22 protein-coding genes are annotated in these 24,016 nt (G+C 71.0%); 19 read left to right on the top strand and 3 right to left on the bottom strand.

Annotated elements, in window-relative coordinates:
* The first annotated feature begins 329 nt into the window (after positions 1-329).
* The 15 genes from pgsA to IEY56_RS00930 all read left to right on the top strand — a co-directional run bounded on the left by pgsA (position 330) and on the right by IEY56_RS00930 (position 16,350).
* Complete coding sequence (pgsA, locus tag IEY56_RS00860) at positions 330-1,040, top strand: phosphatidylinositol phosphate synthase (protein WP_373292011.1); 711 nt, start codon at positions 330-332, stop codon at positions 1,038-1,040.
* The gene (locus tag IEY56_RS00865; RefSeq protein ID WP_189035081.1) at positions 1,037-2,029 is read left to right on the top strand and encodes a phosphatidylinositol mannoside acyltransferase; all 993 of its coding nucleotides are present in this window, start codon (positions 1,037-1,039) and stop codon (positions 2,027-2,029) included. Before pgsA ends, IEY56_RS00865 begins: the two co-directional genes overlap by 4 nt.
* Positions 2,026-3,189 (top strand): glycosyltransferase family 4 protein, encoded by a 1,164-nt coding sequence (locus IEY56_RS00870; protein ID WP_189035082.1) that lies wholly within the window; start codon positions 2,026-2,028, stop codon positions 3,187-3,189. The genes IEY56_RS00865 and IEY56_RS00870 overlap by 4 nt, the downstream gene beginning before the upstream one ends.
* Positions 3,190-3,263: 74 nt before the next feature.
* The gene (locus IEY56_RS00875) at positions 3,264-3,821 is read left to right on the top strand and encodes a membrane protein (RefSeq protein WP_045862290.1); all 558 of its coding nucleotides are present in this window, start codon (positions 3,264-3,266) and stop codon (positions 3,819-3,821) included.
* A gap of 203 nt (positions 3,822-4,024) precedes the next feature.
* A complete protein-coding gene (gene pdxS, locus IEY56_RS00880; RefSeq protein WP_189035083.1) occupies positions 4,025-4,951 on the top strand; it encodes a pyridoxal 5'-phosphate synthase lyase subunit PdxS in 927 nt (308 codons plus the stop codon).
* A gap of 117 nt (positions 4,952-5,068) precedes the next feature.
* Positions 5,069-5,662 carry a pyridoxal 5'-phosphate synthase glutaminase subunit PdxT gene (pdxT, locus tag IEY56_RS00885; RefSeq protein WP_189035084.1) on the top strand — a complete coding sequence of 198 codons (594 nt, stop codon included), beginning with the start codon at positions 5,069-5,071 and terminating at the stop codon, positions 5,660-5,662.
* 151 nt (positions 5,663-5,813) lie between these two features.
* Positions 5,814-6,572 (top strand): YebC/PmpR family DNA-binding transcriptional regulator, encoded by a 759-nt coding sequence (locus IEY56_RS00890; protein ID WP_189035085.1) that lies wholly within the window; start codon positions 5,814-5,816, stop codon positions 6,570-6,572.
* A gap of 235 nt (positions 6,573-6,807) precedes the next feature.
* The gene (ruvC, locus tag IEY56_RS00895) at positions 6,808-7,446 is read left to right on the top strand and encodes a crossover junction endodeoxyribonuclease RuvC (RefSeq protein WP_189035086.1); all 639 of its coding nucleotides are present in this window, start codon (positions 6,808-6,810) and stop codon (positions 7,444-7,446) included.
* Entirely contained in the window at positions 7,443-8,078 is a 636-nt protein-coding gene (ruvA, locus tag IEY56_RS00900; RefSeq protein WP_189035087.1) for a Holliday junction branch migration protein RuvA, read from the top strand. Before ruvC ends, ruvA begins: the two co-directional genes overlap by 4 nt.
* A 73-nt stretch (positions 8,079-8,151) precedes the next feature.
* Positions 8,152-9,261, top strand: a complete 1,110-nt coding sequence (gene ruvB, locus IEY56_RS00905; RefSeq protein WP_189035088.1) for a Holliday junction branch migration DNA helicase RuvB — start codon at positions 8,152-8,154, stop codon at positions 9,259-9,261.
* Between the two features lie 165 nt (positions 9,262-9,426).
* Entirely contained in the window at positions 9,427-9,927 is a 501-nt protein-coding gene (gene yajC, locus IEY56_RS00910) for a preprotein translocase subunit YajC (protein ID WP_189035089.1), read from the top strand.
* A gap of 128 nt (positions 9,928-10,055) precedes the next feature.
* Complete coding sequence (gene secD / locus IEY56_RS00915) at positions 10,056-11,783, top strand: protein translocase subunit SecD (protein ID WP_189035090.1); 1,728 nt, start codon at positions 10,056-10,058, stop codon at positions 11,781-11,783.
* 1 nt (position 11,784) lies between these two features.
* A complete protein-coding gene (gene secF, locus IEY56_RS00920; RefSeq protein ID WP_189035091.1) occupies positions 11,785-12,969 on the top strand; it encodes a protein translocase subunit SecF in 1,185 nt (394 codons plus the stop codon).
* 14 nt (positions 12,970-12,983) lie between these two features.
* Positions 12,984-13,547, top strand: a complete 564-nt coding sequence (locus IEY56_RS00925) for an adenine phosphoribosyltransferase (RefSeq protein WP_189035348.1) — start codon at positions 12,984-12,986, stop codon at positions 13,545-13,547.
* Positions 13,548-13,701: 154 nt separating this feature from the next.
* A complete protein-coding gene (locus IEY56_RS00930; RefSeq protein ID WP_189035092.1) occupies positions 13,702-16,350 on the top strand; it encodes a RelA/SpoT family protein in 2,649 nt (882 codons plus the stop codon).
* Between the two features lie 133 nt (positions 16,351-16,483).
* Here IEY56_RS00930 and IEY56_RS00935 read toward each other — a convergent pair whose 3' ends face one another.
* The gene (locus tag IEY56_RS00935) at positions 16,484-17,716 is read right to left on the bottom strand and encodes a DUF349 domain-containing protein (RefSeq protein WP_189035093.1); all 1,233 of its coding nucleotides are present in this window, start codon (positions 17,714-17,716) and stop codon (positions 16,484-16,486) included.
* Between the two features lie 198 nt (positions 17,717-17,914).
* Complete coding sequence (locus IEY56_RS00940) at positions 17,915-18,754, bottom strand: peptidylprolyl isomerase (protein WP_189035094.1); 840 nt, start codon at positions 18,752-18,754, stop codon at positions 17,915-17,917.
* Positions 18,755-18,923: 169 nt separating this feature from the next.
* Here IEY56_RS00940 and IEY56_RS00945 point away from each other — a divergent pair, with 169 nt between their 5' ends.
* The 4 genes from IEY56_RS00945 (at position 18,924) to IEY56_RS00960 (ending at position 23,073) form a co-directional block, all read left to right on the top strand.
* Entirely contained in the window at positions 18,924-19,640 is a 717-nt protein-coding gene (locus IEY56_RS00945; RefSeq protein WP_189035095.1) for an MBL fold metallo-hydrolase, read from the top strand.
* A gap of 11 nt (positions 19,641-19,651) precedes the next feature.
* Positions 19,652-20,914 carry a histidine--tRNA ligase gene (hisS, locus tag IEY56_RS00950; RefSeq protein WP_189035096.1) on the top strand — a complete coding sequence of 421 codons (1,263 nt, stop codon included), beginning with the start codon at positions 19,652-19,654 and terminating at the stop codon, positions 20,912-20,914.
* A gap of 77 nt (positions 20,915-20,991) precedes the next feature.
* On the top strand, positions 20,992-21,621 hold the full coding sequence (locus tag IEY56_RS00955; RefSeq protein WP_229711504.1) for a vitamin K epoxide reductase family protein: 630 nt from the start codon (positions 20,992-20,994) through the stop codon (positions 21,619-21,621).
* 81 nt (positions 21,622-21,702) lie between these two features.
* The gene (locus IEY56_RS00960) at positions 21,703-23,073 is read left to right on the top strand and encodes a replication-associated recombination protein A (protein WP_189035098.1); all 1,371 of its coding nucleotides are present in this window, start codon (positions 21,703-21,705) and stop codon (positions 23,071-23,073) included.
* Between the two features lie 66 nt (positions 23,074-23,139).
* Here IEY56_RS00960 and IEY56_RS00965 read toward each other — a convergent pair whose 3' ends face one another.
* Complete coding sequence (locus IEY56_RS00965; protein ID WP_189035099.1) at positions 23,140-24,006, bottom strand: DUF2470 domain-containing protein; 867 nt, start codon at positions 24,004-24,006, stop codon at positions 23,140-23,142.
* Between the last annotated feature and the right edge of the window lie 10 nt (positions 24,007-24,016).

Consider the following 24,016-nt stretch of genomic DNA (forward strand, 5'->3'; position numbering starts at 1 on the left):
TGCGTCCATACGTGACGCAGGGGGCGATTCGGACCTGGGCGGGAGCAGCGCAGCAGGGGCCGGAACGGCCTTCCGGCAGCAGCGGACGCGGTGGCGGCACCTCACCGTCCGCCGCCATGCCGCTCACGATGCGCAGCCGTGGAGCGCACGCGGCGAGGACGGTGCGACGCAGCGTCACCGGGGGTGCCGACCGGGCGGCTGGAGGTCTCCCCGGGGAAGGCGCAGCAGCAGCGAGGGCGGTCTCCCGGGCGGCCGGCCCGCAGGGCGCCCGTCCGTGCGGCCCCGAGGCTGCGGGTCCGTGGACTTGAGCCCTCGCGAGGCTGACTACGATGGGCTCCCCGGTGGCCCGAATCCGTCACCGGGAGCCGTCGAACTCCGGGACAACCATGCTGAACAAGTACGCGCGTGCGTTCTTCACGCGTGTCCTCACTCCGTTCGCCGCCCTGCTGCTGCGCCTGGGAGTGAGCCCCGACACGGTCACCCTGATCGGCACCGGCGGGGTGGTGGCGGGCGCGCTGGTCTTCTACCCGCTGGGCGAGTTCTTCTGGGGCACCGTCGTCATCACGCTCTTCGTCTTCTCCGACCTCGTCGACGGCAACATGGCGCGGCAGCTCGGCCGTTCGAGCCGCTGGGGCGCCTTCCTCGACTCCACACTCGACCGCGTCGCGGACGCGGCGGTCTTCGGCGGTATCGCCCTGTGGTACGCGGGCGGAGGAGACGACGTGCTGATGTGCGCCGTCGCCATCTTCTGCCTGGCCAGTGGGCAGGTCGTCTCCTACACCAAGGCCCGCGGCGAGAGCATCGGGCTGCCGGTCGCCGTCAACGGCCTGGTGGAGCGGGCGGAACGGCTCGTCATCACGCTCGTCCTGACCGGATTCTCCGGGCTCGCCAAGTTCGGCGTGCCGCACATCGAGATCCTCCTTCCCGTCTCGCTGTGGATCGTCGCGCTCGGCAGCCTCGTGACGCTGGGGCAGCGGGTCGTGACCGTCCGCCGGGAAGCCGCGGAAGCCGCCGAGGCAGAAGGGACGGGCACGGCGTGACCGCCCGCGAAAAGCTGACGGACTCCCTGTACGGCCTGGGCTGGGCCTCCGTGCGCAGGCTTCCCGAGCCCGCCGCGGCGGCCCTGGGGCAGCGCATCGCGGACACCGCCTGGAAGCGGCGCGGCCGGGGTGTGCGCCAGCTCGAGGCGAACCTCGCCCGCGTGGTGCCCGACGCGACTCCGGAGCGACTGCACGAGCTGTCCCGCGCGGGCATGCGCTCCTACCTGCGGTACTGGATGGAGGCCTTCCGCCTGCCCTCGTGGAGCGAGGAGCGCATAAGGGGGAGCGTGCGGATCACCGATCTGCACCGGCTGACGGACGGCATCGCGTCCGACAGGGGCGTCATCCTCGCCCTGCCCCACCTGGCGAACTGGGACCTGGCCGGCGCGTACGTCACCGCCGGTCTCAAGACCCCCTTCAGCACCGTCGTGGAGCGGCTGAAGCCCGCCTCGCTCTTCGACCGCTTCGTCGCCTACCGCGAGAGCCTGGGCATGGAGGTGCTGCCGCACTCCGGCGGCACCGCCTTCGGGACGCTCGCACGGCGGCTGCGGGAGGGCGGCCTGGTGTGCCTGGTGGCGGACCGCGACCTGTCCGCGTCCGGTGTCGGCGTCACGTTCTTCGGTGAGCGCACGCGCATGCCGGCCGGGCCCGCCCTCCTCGCGCAGCAGACCGGTGCGCTGCTGCTCCCCGTCACCCTCTGGTACGAGCGGCCGCCGGTCCTGCGGGGACGCGTGTACCCGCCCGTCGAGGTGCCCGCGGACGGCACGCGCCAGGAGAAGACGGCGGTGATGACGCAGGCCGTGGCGCGCTGCTTCGAGGAGGGCATCGCCGAACACCCGGAGGACTGGCACATGTTGCAGCGTCTGTGGCTCTCCGACTTCCCGCAGCCGGACGGCTCCGGCGGTACGGGAGAGGCCCGTGCGGCGGGCGCGGCCGACACGGGGGGCGACGGCGTCGCGGCGCCGTCGAAGGAGGACCGGGAGGCATGAGGATCGGGATCGTCTGCCCGTACTCGTGGGACGTGCCCGGCGGCGTCCAGTTCCACGTCCGCGACCTCGCGGAGCATCTGACGGGCCTCGGCCACGAGGTGTCCGTGCTGGCCCCCTCGGACGACGAGACCCCGCTGCCGCCGTACGTCGTCTCGGCGGGACGTGCCGTGCCCGTGCCGTACAACGGCTCCGTCGCCCGGCTCAACTTCGGCTTCCTCTCCGCGGCGAGGGTGCGGCGCTGGGTGCACGACGGCCGCTTCGACGTGCTGCACATCCACGAACCCGCCACACCCTCCCTCGCGTTGCTCGCCTGCTGGGCGGCGGAGGGCCCCATCGTCGCGACGTTCCACACCTCGAACCCCCGCTCCAGGGCGATGATCGCGGCCTACCCGATCCTGCAGCCCGCGCTGGAGAAGATCAGCGCACGCATCGCGGTGAGCGAGTACGCCCGGCGGACCCTGGTCGAACACCTCGGCGGGGACGCGGTCGTGATCCCCAACGGCGTGGACGTCGACTTCTTCGCCCGCGCCGAACCCAAGGCCGAGTGGCAGGGCGGCACGATCGGCTTCATCGGCCGTATCGACGAGCCGCGCAAGGGACTTCCCGTCCTGATGGAGGCCTTCCCGCGCATCCTGGAGGCGCTGCCGGAGACCAGGCTCCTCGTCGCCGGACGCGGTGACGAGAAGGAAGCGGTCGAGGGGCTGCCCGCACCCATGCGCGAGCGAGTGGAGTTCCTCGGCATGATCAGCGACGAGGACAAGGCGCGGCTGCTGCGCAGCGTCGACCTGTACGTGGCGCCGAACACCGGCGGGGAGTCCTTCGGCATCATCCTCGTCGAGGCGATGTCCGCGGGGGCGCCCGTCCTGGCCAGCGATCTGGACGCCTTCACGCAGGTGCTCGACGGGGGAGAGGCGGGAGAGCTCTTCGTGACGGAGGACGCCGGAGGCCTCGCCGAGGCCGCGGTGCGGCTGCTGGGCGACGGGGCGCGGCGCGAGGAGCTGCGCGCATACGGCAGCAGGCACGTACGCCGCTTCGACTGGGACACCGTCGGCGCCGACGTCCTCGCCGTCTACGAGACGGTCGCCGACGGAGCCGCCGCGGTGGCCCCCGACGAGCGCATCGGACTGCGTGTCCGCTTCGGGCTGGCCGCGCGGGACTGAAGCCCGGTCGGACAGCCGTCCCGAGGGACGTACGACGCCATTCGCCAGACAGGATCTAGAAGAACGCCGGAGCGATGCCCACCACGACCACTCTGATCCTCCTCGCCGTCGCCGTGCTCCTGATCGGCGTCTACCTCAGTTGGACGGCGGGCCGTCTGGACCGGCTGCACGCCCGTATCGACGCCGCCAAGGCGGCCCTCGACGCGCAGCTGCTGCGCCGCGCCTCCATCGCACAGGAACTGGCGACCGCCGGCGTGCTGGACCCGGCGGCCTCGATGGTCCTCTACCAGGCCGCGCACGACGCCCGGCAGGCCGAGGAGGACCAGCGGGAGGTCGCCGAGAGCGAGTTGAGCCAGGCGCTGCGTGCCGTGTTCGACGAGAGCGCCCAGGTCGACGCCGTGCGCGCGGCGCCGGGCGGGGAGGACGCGGCCGGCGAGCTGGCGGCCGCGGTGCGGCGGGTGCCGATGGCGCGGCGCTTCCACAACGACGCGGTACGGGCCGCGCGGGCACTGCGCCGCCACCGCACGGTCCGGTGGTTGCGTCTGGCGGGTTACGCGCCCTTCCCGCTTGCGTTCGAGATGGACGACGAGCCGCCGCCCGCCCTCGCGGACAGGGGCAACGGGGCTCCCTGACAGCCGGCTTGGGACGGGACGCGCGGGCGCGGAGGCCGGCGCGCAGGGCCGGCATGTGCGAGGCGGCATCGGGTGCGGCGGCTGCGTCGTGCAGGCCACTGCAGCGGAATTGGCCCTTTTCCAAGGCCACCCCTTTCGGTGACCGTGTATTCAGCGGACCTACCATGGTCCTGTCGTACTTTCGCGTCGAGTGAGGTCATAGCGTGTCCACCCCGTCTTCCGAGTCCCCCGTCACCCCCGCCCCGGGGCCCGAGACCGGCACCGCGCGCGTCAAGCGCGGCATGGCCGAGCAGCTCAAGGGCGGCGTGATCATGGACGTCGTGACGCCCGAGCAGGCGAAGATCGCCGAGGACGCGGGCGCCGTCGCGGTCATGGCCCTCGAGCGGGTCCCCGCCGACATCCGCCAGCACGGCGGCGTCGCGCGGATGTCCGACCCCGACATGATCGAGGGGATCATCGAGGCCGTCTCGATCCCCGTGATGGCCAAGTCGCGCATCGGCCACTTCGTCGAGGCGCAGATCCTGCAGGCCCTCGGCGTCGACTACATCGACGAGTCCGAGGTCCTCACCCCGGCCGACGAGGTCAACCACAGCGACAAGTTCGACTTCACGACGCCCTTCGTCTGCGGTGCCACGAACCTCGGGGAGGCGCTGCGCCGTATCGCCGAGGGCGCGGCCATGATCCGCTCCAAGGGCGAGGCGGGCACCGGCAACATCGTCGAGGCCGTCCGCCACATGCGGCAGATCAAGGGCGAGATCGGCAAGCTCAGGGCGCTCGACAACCACGAGCTGTACGCCGCGGCGAAGGAGCTGCGCGCGCCGTACGAGCTGGTGAAGGAGGTCGCCGAGCTGGGCAAGCTGCCCGTCGTGCTCTTCTCCGCCGGCGGCGTCGCCACCCCAGCCGACGCGGCTCTCATGCGTCAACTGGGCGCCGAGGGCGTCTTCGTGGGCTCCGGGATCTTCAAGTCGGGCGACCCGGCGAAGCGTGCCGCGTCCATCGTGAAGGCCACCACCTTCTACGACGACCCGAAGATCATCGCCGACGCGTCCCGCGGCCTCGGCGAGGCGATGGTCGGCATCAACTGCGACACGCTGCCCGAGGGCGAGCGCTACGCCTCGCGCGGCTGGTAGCAGCCCCGCGGGTCATCCCGCCGTCGAGCCGGCACCCGGTCCCGCCCGCCGCACCGTCCTCGGCCGGGGCCGGTGCCGGCCTCACCGCAGCAGCATCCGTACGAGAGGCATCAAGCCGTGAGCACTCCCAAGGTCGGCGTCCTCGCCCTCCAGGGCGATGTACGCGAACACTTCGCCGCGCTCTCCGCTGCCGGCGCCGAGGTGAGTGCCGTGCGGCGTCCCGAGGAGCTGGCGGACGCCGACGCACTGGTCCTCCCCGGCGGCGAATCGACCACGATGTCCAAACTGGCCATCGCCTTCGGCCTGATGGAGCCGCTGCGCGAGCGCGTGCACGCGGGCATGCCCGCCTACGGCTCGTGCGCAGGGATGATCATGCTCGCCGACAAGATCCTCGACCCGCGCTCGGGCCAGGAGACCGTCGGCGGCATCGACATGATCGTGCGGCGCAACGCCTTCGGGCGGCAGAACGAGTCGTTCGAGGCTCCGCTGGAGGTGCGCGGCGTGGAGGGCGGCCCTGTCGAGGGCGTCTTCATCAGGGCGCCGTGGGTGGAGTCGACCGGTGCGCGGGCCGAGGCGCTGGCCGTCTACGACGGGCATCCCGTCGCCGTACGCCAGGGCCGCCTGCTGGCGACCTCCTTCCACCCCGAACTCACCGGAGACCACCGGGTCCACGCCCTCTTCGTGGACATGGTGCGCGACGCCCTCGACTGATCACGCCGGGACGCCGTACGGGGAGTGCATGCGAGCCCGGGCCGCGGAAGCGGGGGCGAACGGGGCGGAACGCGGGGCGGTCAGTGCGCTGAGCCGCTGACGGTAGGATCTCCGCGTTGGTTCATGTCGGTGACGTCGAAGGAGCGAGGCTGTGTCCGGCCACTCTAAGTGGGCAACCACCAAGCACAAGAAGGCCGTGATCGATGCCAAGCGCGGCAAACTCTTCGCCAAACTGATCAAGAACATCGAGGTCGCCGCCCGCACGGGCGGAGCCGACCCCGAGGGGAACCCGACGCTCTACGACGCCATCCAGAAGGCCAAGAAGAGTTCGGTGCCCAACAAGAACATCGACAGCGCGGTGAAGCGGGGCGCCGGCCTGGAGGCGGGCGGCGCCGACTACGAGACGATCATGTACGAGGGCTACGGCCCGAACGGCGTGGCAGTGCTCATCGAATGCCTCACCGACAACCGCAACCGCGCCGCGTCGGACGTGCGTGTCGCCATGACGCGCAACGGCGGCTCCATGGCCGACCCCGGCTCCGTCTCCTACCTCTTCAACCGCAAGGGCGTCGTCATCGTCCCGAAGGGGGAGGACGGGCTCTCCGAGGACGACGTGCTCGGCGCGGTGCTCGAGGCCGGGGCCGAGGAAGTCAACGACCTGGGCGAGAACTTCGAGGTCATCAGCGAGGCGACCGACCTCGTCGCCGTCCGCACGGCGCTCGTGGACGCCGGGATCGACTACGAGTCGGCCGACAACAGCTTCCTGCCCAGCGTGCAGGTGCCGCTGGAGGAGGAAGGCGCCCGCAAGATCTTCAAGTTGATCGACGCGCTGGAGGACAGCGACGACGTGCAGAACGTCTTCGCCAACTTCGACGTGGCGGACGACGTCATGGCCAAGGTCGACGCCTGACGGCGCACTCGGCCCCTTCCGGCGCCTGAGGCTCCGGCCGCCCGAGCGGGGAGGCCGGAGCCGGAGCATGACCCGTCCGCCCGCCGCGCGTTCGTCCGCTGCCCCGCCCTCCGGCGAGGGGTTTCACCTGCCCGCTCCGCTGCGGCCCCCGCGGCGTTGTCGGTACCTGCCGATAGCCTGTGGGGACTGTCGGCAGAAGGCCTTGAAGACCCGAAGGCGAACGAGGAGGACCTGGGTGCGTGTGCTCGGTGTCGACCCGGGACTGACCCGCTGCGGGATCGGCGTCGTCGAAGGCGTCGCCGGGCGGCCCCTGACGATGCACGCGGTCGGGGTCGTACGCACGCCAGCGGACCTGGAGATCCCCGCACGCCTCGTCCTCATCGAGCGGGGCGTGGAGGAATGGCTGGACGCGCACAGTCCGGAAGCGGTCGCCGTGGAGCGGGTGTTCAGCCAGCACAACGTGCGTACGGTGATGGGCACGGCTCAGGCCAGCGCCGTCGCCATGCTCTGCGCGGCGCGCCGGGGCCTGCCCGTCGCACTGCACACGCCGAGCGAGGTGAAGGCGGCGGTCACCGGCTCGGGAAGCGCGGACAAGGCGCAGGTCGGCGCCATGGTCACCAGGCTGCTCCGGCTGGACGCCCCGCCGAAGCCCGCCGACGCGGCCGACGCGCTCGCGCTCGCCATCTGCCACATCTGGCGCGCACCGGTGCAGCAGCGGCTCAACCGCCTCCAGCAGGCCCACGCGAAGCACGCCGCGGGCCGGGCGTCCGGCTCCGGTGCGCAGGGCGGCAACGGACAGGCCGCCGCACGCTCGACTGCCGCCGCAGCGGCGGCAGACGCCTCCACCCGAGCTCCGAAAGGCACCAGCCGATGATCGCCTTCGTCTCCGGACCTGTCGCCGCGCTGGGGCCGGACACCGCAGTGATAGAGGTCGGCGGCGTCGGCATGTCGGTCCAGTGCACGCCGGACACGCTGGCGCAGCTGCGCGTGGGCAAACACGCCAGACTCGCCACGTCCCTCGTCGTCCGCGAGGACTCGCTGACGCTCTACGGCTTCGCGGACGACGACGCGCGCCAGACCTTCGAGTTGCTGCAGACCGCCAGCGGCGTCGGCCCCCGGCTCGCGCAGGCCATGCTCGCCGTGCATTCGCCGGACGCCCTGCGCCTGGCCGTCGCCGAAGGAGACGAGAAGGCGCTGACCGCCGTGCCGGGCATCGGCAAGAAGGGTGCGCAGAAATTGCTGCTGGAGCTGAAGGGCCGCCTGGGCGAACCCGTTCCGGGCGCCGGCGGCCAACTCGCCGCCCGGGGCGGGACGTCGGCTCCCGGCGGAAGCTGGCGCAACCAACTCCACGCGGCGCTCGTCGGGTTGGGGTACGCCACTCGCGAGGCCGACGAGGCGGTGACCGCCGTCGCACCGCAGGCGGAGGCCGCGGCTGCCACCGGGACGGAGCCGCCCGTACCGCAGTTGCTGCGCGCGGCCCTGCAGACGCTGAACCGGGCGCGGTGAACCGGGCGGGACGCCCTTCGCGGGGCGGACGGATCAGGCACGTGCACACGCGGATGCGGCAGAGGCGGACGTCATGAGCAAGGGCGCAAACGAGGAGTACGCGGCGGGTCGGGGCGCCGGGGCGGAGGCCGGAGCAGACCGCCTCGTCGGCCCCGAGGCGGACAGCGAGGAGAGCGCAGTCGAAGCGGCCCTGCGCCCGAAGGAACTGGGCGAGTTCATCGGCCAGCCCAAGGTGCGCGAGCAGCTCGACCTCGTACTCAAGGCCGCCCGGCAGCGCAACGGCACGGCCGACCACGTACTGCTCTCGGGCGCACCGGGGCTGGGCAAGACGACCCTGTCCATGATCATCGCGGCGGAGATGGCCGCGCCGATCCGCATCACCTCCGGTCCGGCCATCCAGCACGCGGGCGACCTCGCCGCGATCCTCTCCTCGCTCCAGGAGGGCGAGGTGCTCTTCCTCGACGAGATCCACCGGATGTCCCGCCCCGCCGAGGAGATGCTCTACATGGCGATGGAGGACTTCCGCGTCGACGTGATCGTCGGAAAGGGCCCCGGAGCCACGGCGATCCCCCTGGAACTGCCGCCGTTCACCCTCGTCGGCGCCACGACCCGTGCGGGCCTGCTGCCGCCGCCGCTGCGCGACAGGTTCGGCTTCACCGCGCACATGGAGTTCTACGAACCGCACGAGCTGGAGCAGGTCGTGCACCGCTCGGCCCGGCTGCTCGACGTCGAGATCGACGCGGAAGGCGCAGCCGAGATCGCCGGGCGCTCCCGGGGCACGCCCCGCATCGCGAACCGCCTGCTGCGCCGCGTCCGGGACTACGCCCAGGTCAAGGCCGACGGCTCCGTCGACCGGGACATCGCCTCCCGGGCCCTGGGCGTCTACGAGGTCGACGAGCGGGGCCTGGACCGGCTCGACCGGGCCGTGCTGACCGCTCTGCTGAAGCTCTTCGGCGGCGGCCCCGTCGGTCTCTCCACGCTTTCCGTCGCGGTCGGCGAGGAGCGTGAGACGGTTGAGGAAGTGGCCGAGCCGTTCCTCGTACGCGAGGGCCTGCTTGCCCGTACTCCGCGGGGCCGCATCGCCACACCGGCGGCATGGGACCACCTGGACATGCCGAGGCCCCCGCAGAATCCGCCGCAGTCACCGGGCGGAACGGGACAACAGGGGTTGTTCGGAGCGTGACCGGGCAGATACTCGCGCGCTCAGGAACCCCAGTGCCATGCTTGACGTTGTTCCATCGGCGAGGGCTCGCTTAGACTCCGCCGACGTCGTTCCTCGTAGGTGCGGCGCGCCCACCCCGAAATCTTGGCCGCTGAGACGCGGTCGTGTGAAGGACATTCTTCCGCCGTGAATATCGTTACTCTCCTCCCCTTCATCGTGCTCATCGGGGCCATGTTCCTGATGACCCGGTCCGCAAAGAACAAGCAGCGTCAGGCCGCCCAGATGCGGGACTCGATGCAGCCCGGCACCGGCGTCCGGACCATCGGGGGCATGTACGCCACCGTCAAGGAGATCCGCGATGACACGGTCCTCCTCGAGGTTGCTCCCGGTACGCACGCGCTCTTCGCGAAGAACGCCGTGGGCGCCGTCCTGGAGGCCGACGAGTTCGACCGGATCGTGAACGCCACTCCGGACGACCTCGAGATCGGGAAGTCCGTCGTTCCGGACGACGCCTCTTCTCTGACCTCGGACGACTCCTCCTCCGACGACGCGAAGGTGGACTTCGCCAAGTCCGAGGCCGACGACGACGCCGACGACACCGCCGAGAGCGGTTCGAAGGACGCCGCGGCCACGACGGACGAGAAGTCCGGTGACGTCAAGCGCAAGGGCGAGTCCGGCTCGGAGTAAGGTCGGCGCCGCCGGGCCGGTGACCGGGCCCGGCGGCGGAGCATGTCCGAAGACCACTTGTGCGCCGCGTGGCGGCCCGACTCGACTCCTGGGCCGGCACCGGCGGTTGGGACAGGAGAGACGAGAAGGTGGCAGCACCGAAGAAGGGCCGCAGGAGCCCGGGCGCCCACGGGAAGCCGGGGCGCTCGCTGATTCTGATCCTGCTGGTCTTGGGGGGTCTGACCGGGGGCATGTTCCTCTCCGGGCACACCACTCCCCGGCTCGGCATCGACCTAGCCGGGGGCACGAGCATCACGCTCGAGGCCAAGAACCAGCCCGGCAAGGCCGACGCGATCAACCCGACCAACATGAAGACCGCCGTGGGCATCATCGAGCGGCGCGTGAACGGTCTGGGCGTCTCCGAGGCCGAGGTCCAGACCCAGGGCGACCGGCACATCATCGCCAACATCCCCCGGGGGACGAACGAGAAGCAGGCCCGTGAGCAGGTCGGCACGACCGCCAAGCTGGCCTTCCGTCCCGTTCTGACCTACGCGCCGTCCACGCCGCAGCCCAAGCCCTCGCCCCCTGAGTCGGGCGGCAAGAAGGACGGTAAGGGCGACAAGGCCGAGGAGGGCGACAAGGGCGAGCAGGGCCGTGCGGTGACGGACGACCTGCGCGCCGCGCCCGCGGACGACGACAAGCCCTCTCCCAAGCCCGACCAGACGAAGCCCCCCACGACCCCGCCGCAGCAGCAGCAGCCTCCGGGCGTCACCCCGGAGTTGGCCAAGAAGCTCGCGAAGGCCCAGTGCAACACCAAGGAACAGCGGGCCAAGACGAGTGAGCAGGCCGCGGCGACGGAGCCGGACAAGCCGATCATCGCCTGCGACGCCAAGCAGAAGCTCAAGTACGTGCTGGGCCCCGTCGGGGTCGACGGGAAGAACGTCACCGACGCCAAGGCCCAGTTCGACCAGAAGCGCGGCCAGTGGATCGTCACCATGTCGTTCGACGACAAGGGGTCGAAGAACTTCGGCGACACCACCGGCGAGCTGAGCAAGAAGCAGCAGCCGCAGAACCAGTTCGCGATCGCGCTGGACGGTGAGGTGGTCTCCGCCCCGTCCGTCGACCAGCGGCTGACGGCGAACGCCGAGATCTCCGGCAGCTTCACCCAGGAGTCCGCCGAGGAACTCGGCAACATCCTCAGCTACGGCGCCCTTCCCCTGACCTTCGAGGAGTCGGATGTCACGACGGTGACCGCGGCCCTCGGCAGCGATCAGCTCAAGGCGGGGCTCATCGCGGGTGCCATCGGCCTCGCCCTGGTGATCATCTATCTCGTGGCGTACTACCGGGGGCTGTCGTTCATCGCGATCCTCAGCCTCCTCGTCTCGGCGGTGCTCACCTACACGCTCATGTCGCTGCTCGGTCCGGCCATCGGATTCGCGCTGAACCTGCCCGCGGTCTGCGGTGCGATCGTGGCGATCGGTATCACCGCGGACTCGTTCATCGTGTACTTCGAACGCATCCGGGACGAGATCCGCGAGGGCCGCACGCTCCGGCCCGCCGTCGAGCGGGGCTGGCCCCGCGCGAGGCGCACGATCCTGGTCTCCGACTTCGTGTCGTTCCTCGCGGCGGCGGTGCTCTTCATCGTCACCGTCGGAAAGGTGCAGGGCTTCGCGTTCACGCTCGGCCTCACCACGCTTCTCGACGTCGTCGTGGTCTTCTTCTTCACCAAGCCCCTGATGACGGTGCTGGCCCGGGGGAAGTTCTTCTCCAGCGGCCATCCCTGGTCCGGCCTGGACCCGACGAGGCTCGGTGCCAAGCCGCCGCTGCGCCGCGGCCGCCGCTCGTACGCCGTCAGCACCGACCCGAAGGAGGCATGAGATGTCGCGACTCGGCAACCTCGGTGCCCGGCTCTACCGCGGCGAAGTCGGCTACGACTTCGTCGGCAAGCGGATGTTCTGGTACGGCGTCTCGATCCTCATCACGATCACCGCGATCGTCGGCCTCGGCGTCCGCGGGCTGAACATGGGCATCGAGTTCGAGGGCGGCGCCGTCCTCACCACGCCGAAGACCTCGGCGTCGGTGGCGCACACCACCGAACTCGCGGAGAAGACCTCCGGCCACACCGCCATCGTCCAGCAGCTGGGCAACGGCGGCATGCGCATCCAGATCGCGGGTCTGGACACGGCCAAGTCGACGCAGGTCAAGGAGGAGATCTCCGGTGAGCTGAAGGTCGACCCGAACAAGATCGACACTCAGCTCGTCGGCCCGAGCTGGGGCGAGCAGATCGCCAACAAGGCCTGGCTGGGCCTGGGGATCTTCATGGTCCTGGTGGTGATCTATCTCGCCATCGCCTTCGAGTGGCGGATGGCGCTGTCCGCCCTGATCGCACTGATCCACGACATCACCATCACCGTCGGCGTCTACTCCCTCGTCGGGTTCGAAGTCACGCCGGGCACGGTGATCGGTCTGCTCACCATCCTCGGCTACTCGCTCTACGACACCGTCGTCGTCTTCGACGGCCTGCGAGAGGGCAGCCGGAACGTCACCAAGCAGACCCGCTACACCTACAGCGAGATCGCCAACCGCAGCATCAACTCGACTCTGGTGCGCTCGATCAACACCACCGTCGTGGCGCTGCTGCCGGTCGCCGGCCTGCTGTTCATCGGCGGCGGTCTGCTCGGCGGCGGCATGCTCAACGACATCGCGCTCTCGCTCTTCGTGGGCCTGGCGGCCGGTGCGTACTCCTCGATCTTCATCGCGACCCCCCTCGTGGCCGACTTCAAGGAGCGCGAGCCGCAGATGAAGGCCCTCGCCAGGCGCGTGCGGGCCAAGCGTCTCAAGGCCGAGGAGCGCGGCGGAGCGGAGGCGCAGGAGGACGCCGAGGAGCACGACCACGAAGGCGGTGCCCCGCAGGACGGCGGCGACCCCGCGCCGCAGGGCGCGGCCGCCGGCGTCGTCGGGCCCCGCGGCGGACGTGAGGCCCCCGGCCCGCGCCCCCAGCGCCGTCAGCCCGCGTCCCGCGGCCGCGGCGGCCGTAACCGGCCCTCCGGAAAGCGCAGGTGAGCGAAGTGACGGGAATGAGCGAGGCCGCCTCACCGGTCTCGGCCGAGGAGCGGGAGCTGCTCCTGAGCCGCATCCGGGACGTGGCGGACTACCCGCTGCCGGGCGTGATGTTCAAGGACATCACCCCGCTGCTGGCCGATCACCAGGCGTTCACGGTGCTCACCGACTCCCTGGCGCGTATCTGCACCGAGCGGGGCGCCACGAAGGTCGTCGGCCTGGAGGCGCGCGGCTTCATCCTGGGCGCCCCCGTGGCGGTGCGGGCGGGCGTCGGGTTCGTCCCCGTGCGCAAGGCGGGCAAGCTCCCCGGGGCGACGCTCGCGCAGTCCTACGAGCTGGAGTACGGGACCGGCGAGATCGAGGTCCACGCGGAAGACCTGGACGCCGGGGACCGCGTGCTGATCGTCGACGACGTACTGGCCACGGGCGGCACCGCGGAGGCGTCCCTGCAGCTGGTCCGCCGGGCAGGCGCGCAGGTCGCCGGGTTCGCGGTGCTGCTGGAGCTGGGCTTCCTCGGGGGCAGGGAGCGGCTCACCCCGTCCCTGGAGGACGTCCCGCTGGAGGCGTTGGTCACGGTCTGACCACGAGAGACCGGTACAAGGCGGTCACCCGGTACGTTGCTCGCACGAGCGCCGGGTGGCCGCCTCCGTCATGCCTGCCCATGCGGCCGTGGGCGAGGGGACGGCGGGGGTCGATACCATGGCAGTCCGACCTGGGGTCCACCGAGGAGTGCATTTGCCAGACGAGGCCCAGCCGCTGAAGTCGGCACAGCCGCGAGACGCCGAGCCCGGCGGGCCCGGCGCGGCTGCCGCGGCCACGCACGAGGCGGGCCGGGACGTCGCGGAGGGCAGAGCGGCCGCCGCGGGCGGTGCCGGGCGCCCGGACGGCGCCCCGTCCGGGGGAGCCCCCCAGCAGGGCACCGCGGTCGACGACGGTGCCGCCCGCAGCCGGGCAGAGGCCGAGCACTCGGAGCGTACGCAGCGCGACGTCCGCGCCGAGCGGGCCGAGGCCGCCCAGAGGGCGCAGAGCGAGCGAGTGGCGCCCGCCCGTGCCGTCTCGGGGGTCTCGGGCCGTTCCGGTTCCTCGAACCGCGTACGGGCGCGTCTGGCGCGCCTCGGAGTGCAGCGCTCCAGCCCCTTCAACCCCGTTCTCGAGCCGCTGCTGCGGATAGTGCGCGGCAACGACCCCAAGATCGAGTCGGCGACGCTGCGCCAGATCGAGCACGCCTACCAGGTCGCGGAGCGCTGGCATCGCGGCCAGAAGCGCAAGAGCGGCGACCCGTACATCACGCATCCCCTCGCGGTGACCACGATCCTCGCCGAGCTCGGCATGGATCCGGCGACGCTCATGGCCGGCCTGCTGCACGACACCGTCGAGGACACCGAGTACGGCCTGGACACGCTGCGCCGCGACTTCGGCGAGCAGGTGGCCCTCCTCGTCGACGGCGTCACGAAGCTCGACAAGGTCAAGTTCGGGGAGGCGGCGCAGGCCGAGACCGTGCGCAAGATGGTCGTCGCCATGGCCAAGGACCCGCGGGTGCTGGTCATCAAGCTCGCCGACCGGCTGCACAACATGCGCACCATGCGCTATCTGAAGCGCGCCAAGCAGGAGCAGAAGGCCAGGGAGACGCTGGAGATCTTCGCTCCGCTCGCGCACCGGCTCGGCATGAACACCATCAAGTGGGAGCTGGAGGACCTCGCCTTCGCGATCCTCTACCCGAAGATGTACGACGAGATCGTGCGGCTCGTCGCCGAGCGGGCCCCGAAGCGGGACGAGTACCTGGCCGTCGTCACCGACGAGGTGCAGGCCGACCTGCGGGCCGCGCGCATCAAGGCCACCGTCACGGGCCGGCCGAAGCACTACTACAGCGTGTACCAGAAGATGATCGTCCGCGGCCGCGACTTCGCGGAGATCTACGACCTGGTGGGCATCCGGGTCCTCGTGGACACCGTCCGCGACTGCTACGCCGCGCTGGGCACCGTGCACGCCCGCTGGAACCCGGTCCCCGGCCGGTTCAAGGACTACATCGCGATGCCCAAGTTCAACATGTACCAGTCGCTGCACACGACGGTCATAGGGCCCGGCGGCAAGCCCGTCGAACTGCAGATCCGCACGTTCGACATGCACCGCCGGGCCGAGTACGGCATCGCCGCGCACTGGAAGTACAAGCAGCAGGCCGTCGCCGGTGCCTCCAAGGTCCGTACGGACATCCCGAAGGGCACGGGAAAGAACGACGAGCACGTCAACGACATGTCCTGGCTGCGGCAGCTGCTGGACTGGCAGAAGGAGACCGAGGACCCGGGGGAGTTCCTCGAGTCCCTCCGCTTCGACCTGTCGCGCAACGAGGTCTTCGTCTTCACGCCCAAGGGCGACGTGATCGCCCTCCCCGCCGAGGCGACTCCCGTCGACTTCGCGTACGCCGTCCACACCGAGGTCGGGCACCGCACCATCGGCGCCCGCGTCAACGGCCGTCTCGTGCCGCTGGAGTCGACGCTCGACAACGGCGACACCGTCGAGGTCTTCACGTCGAAGGCCTCGGGCGCCGGGCCGTCGCGTGACTGGCTGAGCTTCGTCAAGTCACCGAGGGCGCGGAACAAGATCCGGGCCTGGTTCACCAAGGAACGCCGCGACGAGGCCATCGAGCAGGGCAAGGACTCCATCGCACGCGCGATGCGCAAGCAGAACCTGCCGATCCAGCGCATCCTGACGGGCGACTCGCTCGTCACGCTCGCACACGAGATGCGCTACCCGGACATCTCCGCCCTCTACGCCGCCATCGGCGAGGGCCACGTCTCCGCTCAGAGCGTGGTGCAGAAGCTCGTCCAGTCGCTCGGCGGTGAGGACGCCGCCAACGAGGACCTTGCCGAGACCGCTCCGCCCATGCCGGCGGCGACGCGCCGCGCGAAGCGCAGGGCCAACTCCGATCCGGGCGTCGTCGTCAAGGGAGTCGACGACGTGTGGGTCAAACTCGCGCGCTGCTGCACGCCTGTGCCCGGCGATCCGATCATCGGCTTCGTCACCCGCGGCAACGGCGTCTCCGTGCACCGCACGGACTGCGTCAACGTCGACTCGCTGACCAAGGAGCCCGAGCGGATCATCGACGTGGAGTGGGCGCCGAGCCAGTCGTCGGTCTTCCTCGTCGCCATCCAGGTGGAGGCGCTCGACCGCTCCCGGCTGCTGTCGGACGTCACACGCATCCTCTCCGACCAGCACGTCAACATCCTCTCGGCCGCCGTCCAGACGTCCCGCGACAGGGTCGCCACCTCCCGCTTCACCTTCGAGATGGGCGACCCCAAGCATCTCGGGCACGTGCTGAAGGCGGTGCGGAGCGTCGAGGGCGTCTACGACGTCTACCGCGTCACGTCGGCCCGCCGGCCGTCCTGACGAGCCTTCGCCGGCCCGGCCGCAGCCATCGCGCGGGCAGGGCCGGGCGTGACAGCGGTGTGCCGCCCGCACGACATGTGCGGGCGGCACACCGGTCGTCCGGTGACGGGCCCGCGCGGGGCCCGCCGTGACGTCAGCCCCCGAACTCCTGCAGGCCCTTGAGCGCTTGGTCCAGCAGCTCCCGCCGCCCGGCCAGCTCCTTCTCCAGCTTCTCGGCCTTCGCCGTGTTGCCCGCCGCCCGCGCCTGCTCGATCTGCTTCTCCAGCTTGTCGACGGCGTCCTGCAGCTGGCCGGCCAGACCCGTCGCGCGGGCCCGCGCCTCAGGGTTCGTACGGCGCCACTCGGCCTCCTCGGCCTCCTGGATCGCCCGCTCCACCGCGTGCATCCGGCCCTCGATCTTCGGCCTCGCGTCCCGCGGCACGTGGCCCACGGCGTCCCAGCGCTCGTTGAGCGCCCGGAACGCGCCGCGCGCGGCCTTCAGATCGGTGACGGGCAGCAGCTTCTCCGCCTCGGCGGCCAGCTCCTCCTTGCGCGCCAGGTTCTCCCGCTGCTCGCTGTCGCGCTCGGCGAACACCTCGCTGCGGGCCTGGAAGAAGACGTCCTGGGCGCCGCGGAAGCGCTGCCACAGGTCGTCCTCGTGCTCCCGCTGGGCGCGCCCCGCGGCCTTCCACTCCTGCATGAGGTCCCGGTACTTGGCCGCCGTCGGCCCCCAGTCGCGGGAGTCGGAGAGCGCCTGCGCCTCGGCGACCAGCTTCTCCTTGCGCTGCCGCGCCTCCTCGCGCTGCGCGTCCAGCTGCGCGAAGTGCGCCTTGCGGCGCTTGGAGAACGCCGAGCGGGCATGCGAGAAGCGGCGCCACAGCTCGTCGTCCGTCTTGCGGTCCAGCCGGGGGAGGCTCTTCCAGGTCTCGACCAGAGCACGCAGCCGTTCACCGGCCGCACGCCACTGCTCGCTCTGCGCGAGCTCCTCGGCCTCCGCGACCAGCTCTTCCTTCGAACGGCGCGCCTGCTCGTTCTGCTTGGCCTTCTCCGCCTTGCGCTGCTCGCGGCGCTCCTCGACCACCCCCGCGAGCGTGTCGAGCCGCTTGCGCAGCGCCTCCAGGTCGCCCACGGCGTGGTGGGCGTCCACCTGCTCCCGCAGGTGCTCGATGGCGGTGCCGGCGTCCTTGGCGGACAGGTCGGTGGTCTTCACACGGCGCTCGAGGAGGCCGATCTCCACCACCAGGCCCTCGTACTTGCGCGTGAAGTAGGCGAGTGCTTCCTCGGGAGAGCCTGCCTGCCACGATCCGACGACCTTCTCGCCGTCGGCTGTACGCACGTACACGGTCCCCGCCTCATCGACGCGGCCCCACGACGGGTCGCTGCTCACAGCGCCTCCTCCACATGATGCCCGGACTGGTTGTGAAGCCGCCCCCGGCATCGTCCACAGATCTCGTCACTTGCCAACATAGGCGAACCCCTGCCGCGCTGTCCGCATGCGGACGGAGCGAAATTCAGCAGCCCGCGAAGCGCGGCAGGGCGCCTGCCGGGGACACCGCGCGCTGCCGGTGCCCCCGGATCCCGCCGATCAGTTCTTGCTCACCGTCGCCTTCTCGATCACGACCGTCGCGTTGGGCGGGGTGTTCCGCGTCTTGGGGTCGGGCGTGGATCCGGCCTTGGCGACCTTCTTCAGCACGTCCATACCCTCGGTGATCTTGCCGAAGGGCGTGTAGTCCGGGGGCAGCGTGCTGTCTTCGAAGACGAGGAAGAACTGGCTGCCGCCGGTGTCCCTGCCCTTCTTCGTCCGGGCGTCGTACCGGTTCGCCATGGCGACCGTCCCCGCCGGGTACGTGCCGCCCTTGAGGCGGGAGTCCTTGAGGTTCTCGTCGGGGAGGGTGTACCCGGGGCCGGACTTGCCCGTGGCCGTCGGGTCTCCGCACTGCAGGACGTGGATGCTCTCGTCGACGAGGCGGTGGCACTTCGTGTGGTCGAAGAACTTCTCACGGGCGAGGAAGTCGAAGCTGTTCACGGTGCGCGGTGTCTTGGCCGCGTCCATCTCGAACGCGATGTCCCCGCACGTCGTGGCCAGCTTCATCGAGTACTTCGCCGACTCGTCGACGGCCTGCTCCGGCTCCTTCTTCCACTTCTTCCCGTTCGGCTTGCCCTTGGACGGCTTCTCGCACGGGTCGTAGGACTTGCTGGGGGAGGGGGACGGCGTGCCCTGCTTGCCGGCGTCCTCGTCCTTCTCGTCCCGGTTCAGGCCGCCGGTCACCGCGTAGGCGACGGCAGCGCCGAAGACGAGCACACCCACGACCGCGAGTGCGATGTTCCGCAGCCGGGCTCTGCGGCGCCGCGCGGCCCGGCGTTCCTGCTGGCGCAGGTACTTCTCACGGGCGAGCTGCCTTCTTCGCTGATCACTGCTGACCACCGGGTCGTCTCCTTCAGGGTGCGTGCGATGAGTGCGTACGTACCAGAGTCCGGCCGTACCGTATACGGGTTCGCGGCGCCCGCGCCGCCGCCGGTAGGCTGTGACCAGCTTGATCGGCGAAGAACTACCTCTTCGCCGTGACCGATTGCCGGACGACAGAAGGACGATCGTGCTCGTTGCGGGGTTCCCCGCCGGGGCCTGGGGGACCAACTGCTATCTGGTCGCCCCCGCCGCCGGCGAGGAGTGCGTGATCATCGACCCTGGCCACCAGGCCACCGAAGGCGTCGAGGAGGCCGTCGCCAAGCACCGGCTGAAGCCTGTCGCCGTCGTGCTCACCCACGGCCACATCGACCACGTCGCCTCCGTCGTGCCGGTCTGCGGAGCGCACGACGTTCCCGCCTGGATCCACCCCGCCGACCGCTACATGATGAGCGACCCCGAGAAGGCGCTCGGCCGCAGCATCGGGCAGCAGCTGATGGGAGAGCTGACCGTCGGCGAGCCTGACGACGTCGAGGAGCTGACCGACGGAGCGACGCTGCGCCTGGCCGGGCTGGAGCTGACCGTCTCGCACGCCCCGGGCCATACCAAGGGGTCGGTGACCTTCAGGATGCCCGAACAGGCCGACGTTCCGCCGGTGTTCTTCTCGGGCGACCTGCTCTTCGCCGGCTCCGTCGGACGCACCGATCTGCCCGGGGGCGACCACGAGGAGATCCTGCAGTCGCTGGCGCGCGTGTGCTTGCCGCTGGAGGACGAGACCGTGGTGCTCTCGGGGCACGGCCCCCAGACCACCATCGGCCAGGAGCGCGCCACCAACCCGTTCATGAGGCAGGTGGCCGCCGGGCCGGGAGGCGCCGCGACGGGCGCCTCCCCCCGACGAGGATTGTGACGAGACCTTCCGTGAGCACCTTCAAGGCCCCCAAGGGCACCTACGACCTGATCCCGCCGGAGTCGGCGGACTTCCTCGCCGTGCGCGAGGCGCTCTCCGCGCCGCTGCGGCGCGCGGGCTACGGCTACACCGAGACCCCCGGCTTCGAGCAGGTCGAGCTCTTCGCGCGCGGCGTCGGGGAGTCCACCGACATCGTGACCAAGGAGATGTACACCCTCACCACCAAGGGCGGCGACGAACTCGCCCTCCGCCCCGAGGGCACCGCATCCGTCCTGCGCGCGGCTCTGGAGGCCAGCCTCCACAAGAGCGGCAACCTGCCCGTGAAGCTCTGGTACTCGGGCTCGTACTACCGCTACGAGCGCCCGCAGAAGGGCCGCTACCGGCACTTCTCGCAGGTCGGCGCCGAAGCGATCGGCGCCGAGGACCCGGCGCTCGACGCCGAGTTGATCATCCTCGCGCACGACGCGTACCGGTCGCTCGGGCTGCGCGGCTTCCGCATCCTGCTCAACTCCCTGGGAGACAAGGAGTGCCGGCCGGTCTACCGCGCCGCGCTCCAGGAGTTCCTCCGCCGTCTCGACCTCGACGAGGACACCCGCCGCCGCATCGACATCAACCCGCTGCGCGTCCTCGACGACAAACGGGAGAGCGTGCAGCGCCAGTTGACGGACGCGCCCATGATGCGCGACCACCTCTGCGAGGGCTGCAAGTCCTACCACGAGCAGGTGCGCGAGCAGCTGACGGCGGCGGACGTCCAGTACGAGGACGACCCGCGTCTCGTGCGCGGCCTCGACTACTACACGCGCACCACCTTCGAGTTCGTGCACGACGGCCTCGGCTCCCAGTCGGCCGTCGGAGGCGGAGGACGCTACGACGGCCTGTCGGAGATGCTCGGCGGGCCGCCGCTGCCCTCTGTCGGCTGGGCCCTCGGCGTGGACCGCACGGTCCTGGCGCTCCGGGCAGAGGGCGTCGAGCTGCAACTTCCCTCCTCCACGGACGTGTTTGCGGTGCCGATCGGCGAGGAGGCGCGGCGTGCACTCTTTCGGGTGGTCACCGCCCTTCGCCGGGAGGGCGTCGCCGCCGACTTCGCGTACGGCGGCAAGGGCATGAAGAACGCCATGAAATCGGCCAACCGCTCCGGCGCCCGCTACGCGCTGCTGGCAGGCGAACGGGATCTGGCCGAATCGGTGGCGCAGCTCAAGGACTTGCAGAGCGGCGAGCAGACCGCAGTGCCGCTCGATCGAGTGGTCTCCGAGGTGCGCGCGAAACTCGCCTGAGCGCAAACACCTTGGTGCACAATGAGCGGCACACGGGGCAGACCAGGACCGGACGACGGGATACAAGGGCTATGACCATGACGGCACCCCTCGACGAAGCTCGCACGGACGCGGACGAGCCCTCCGGGGGTGCCGTCGGCGCGAGCCGCGCCTTCGCCGTGATGCTGGTGATCACAGGGCTGGCGGGCATCCTCGCGTCCTGGGTCATCACGCTGGACAAGTTCTCCCTGCTGAAGGACCCGGACTTCGACCCCGCGTGCAGCCTCAACCCGATCGTCTCCTGCGGCAGCGTCATGAAGAGCGAGCAGGCGGAGGCCTTCGGCGCACCGAACCCGATGATCGGGCTCGTCGCCTACGCCGTCGTCGTCTGCGTCGGCATGAGCCTGCTCTCCCGCGCGCGGTTCCCCCGCTGGTACTGGCTGACGTTCAACGCCGGCACGCTCTTCGGCGTCGGCTTCGTCACCTGGCTCATGTACCAGTCGCTGTACAACATCAACGCCCTGTGCCTGTGGTGCTGCCTGGCGTGGGTCGCCACGATCGTCATGTTCTGGTATGTCACGGCGCACAACGTCCGCAACGGCTTCCTGCCCGCTCCGGCGGTGGTGCGCGGCTTCGTCGAGGAGTTCCCGTGGGTGCTGCCGGTACTGCACATCGGGGTCATCGGCATGCTGATCCTGACCCGCTGGTGGGACTTCTGGACCAGCTGACGGTCCGCGGTCGGGGCCGGGGCAGGAGGCCGGCCCGGGCGCCCGGCCCGGCTGTCACACCCGTGACTTAGGGTTTCGGGCGTGGAACCCGACCTGTTCACCGCAGCCGCCGAGGAACGCCAGGCCCAGGACCCCACGGCCAGTCCGCTGGCCGTGCGCATGCGCCCCCGCACCCTGGACGAGATCGTCGGCCAGCAGCATCTGCTGCGCCCCGGCTCCCCACTGCGCCGCCTCGTGGGCGAGGGCGTCGGAGGCCCGGCAGGGCCTTCCTCCGTCATGCTGTGGGGCCCTCCGGGCACGGGCAAGACCACGCTCGCGCACGTCGTCAGCAGGGCCACAGACAAGCGCTTCGTGGAGCTGTCGGCCATCACGGCCGGGGTGAAGGAGGTGCGGTCCGTCATCGAGAGCGCCCGGCGCTCCTCGGGCGCGTACAGCAAGGACACGGTCCTCTTCCTCGACGAGATCCACCGCTTCAGCAAGGCCCAGCAGGACTCGCTGCTGCCCGCGGTGGAGAACCGCTGGGTCACCCTGATCGCGGCGACGACGGAGAACCCGTACTTCTCGGTGATCTCCCCGTTGCTCTCCCGGTCGCTCCTGCTCACCCTCGAAGGCCTCACCGACGACGACGTGCGGGCGCTGCTGCGCCGTGCCGTGGCCGAGGAGCGCGGCCTGGGCGGCGCGGTGACGCTTCCCGGCGAGTCGGAGGACCACCTGCTCCGTATCGCGGGCGGCGACGCGAGGCGTGCGCTTACGGCGCTGGAGGCGGGAGCGGGCGCCGCCCTCGCCAAGGGCGAGAGCGAGGTCGGCCTGGCCACGCTGGAGGAGGCCGTCGACCGCGCCGCGGTGACGTACGACCGCGACGGCGACCAGCACTACGACGTGGCGAGCGCGCTCATCAAGTCCATCCGCGGCTCGGACGTGGACGCCGCGCTGCACTATCTGGCGCGCATGATCGAGGCGGGGGAGGACCCGCGGTTCATCGCGCGCCGCCTGATGATCTCCGCCAGCGAGGACATCGGCATGGCGGATCCGCAGGCGCTGCAGACGGCCGTCGCGGCGGCCCAGGCCGTCGCCATGATCGGTTTCCCGGAGGCCCGCATCACGTTGGGTCAGACGGTCGTCGCCCTCGCGCTGGCCCCCAAGTCGAACGCCGCCTATCTGGCCATCGACGCCGCGCTGGCGGACGTACGGGCGGGTCTGGCGGGGCCGGTGCCCGCTCACCTGCGCGACAGCCACTACAAGGGCTCCGCGAAACTGGGCCACGGCGAGGGCTACAAGTATCCGCACGACCTTCCGGGCGGGATCGCCGCCCAGCAGTACGCCCCGGACGCCGTCCACGGCAAGCGCTACTACGAGCCGACGCGGTACGGCGCCGAGGCCCGCTACGCCGAAGTCGCCGAACGGGTACGGGAGAGGCTGCGCGGTGCGGGCCCGCCGCCGGGCGAGCACTGAGTCCGACAGCGCGCCCGGCCTGCCTCCCGCGCGGCACGGCCCCTCGTCGGACGCGACGCCCCTGCCCTACTGGCTGCCGGGCCGTTCCGCGGCGGTCTCGAAGAGCAGCCGCATCGCCTGCCGCAGCCGCGCAATGCCGTCCACGGGATCGGGGAACTCGAAGCGGGCGTCGAAGTAGGCGTCGCTCCTGAAGCCCTCCAGACCGCAGAAGCGCACCCGCATCCCGTAGCGGTCCACGGAGAGCGGCACCGCGCATCCGCCGGCGGCCGCACAGGCCGCCTCGCGGTCGCCGAGGAGACCGCACAGCCCGCGCATCTGCTCTGAGTGGGAGGCGGCCAGGTGCTGCAGCAGTTCCGCCTCGTGCGGCGCGAGCGGGTCGGGCGCGGCGGCGGCGAAGTCGTCCGGCTCTACCTGCTCCGCGCCCCACAGATCGTCGACGAAGGCCTCCCCGACCTCCAGGCGCAGCAGCGTCCAGGCGGGGTCGGAGGGCATCGGCCCGGCGGGGTGGCGGTCGGCGACGAGCCGCGCGCAGGCGGCCCGCTGCTTGTTCCGTACGGGCGTGAGCCAGCCGGCGATCCAGGCCCGGCCGCGGATGCGGTGGGGGACCGCCACCGGCGCGACGTCCGTGATCTCCATCACCGCGGTCACCTCGTCGCCCGCCGCGTGCTCGACGAGCTGGGCGGCCGGAGAAGCCGCGGGTACCAGCAGGACCACGTCGCCGTCGGGGGTGACGGCGCGGGCCTCCGGGCTCCCGGATCCGGGCGGAGTGTCCTGTTGCGACCGGATCGAGGGAATGTCCAGCGCGGCCGATACGCTGGATTCCACGAGGGTTCGTACACGCTCTGCGGCAGTTGGAGCCGCGGCGTCTTCCACGGGACGCGGCTGTTCCCGTCCGGCGTCGGAGCCGGGCAGGGGAATCCCAGGTCGAAACATGCGTTCTCCT

The organism is Streptomyces daqingensis, from assembly GCF_014645895.1.
Taxonomy (GTDB): Bacteria; Actinomycetota; Actinomycetes; order Streptomycetales; family Streptomycetaceae; genus Streptomyces; species Streptomyces daqingensis.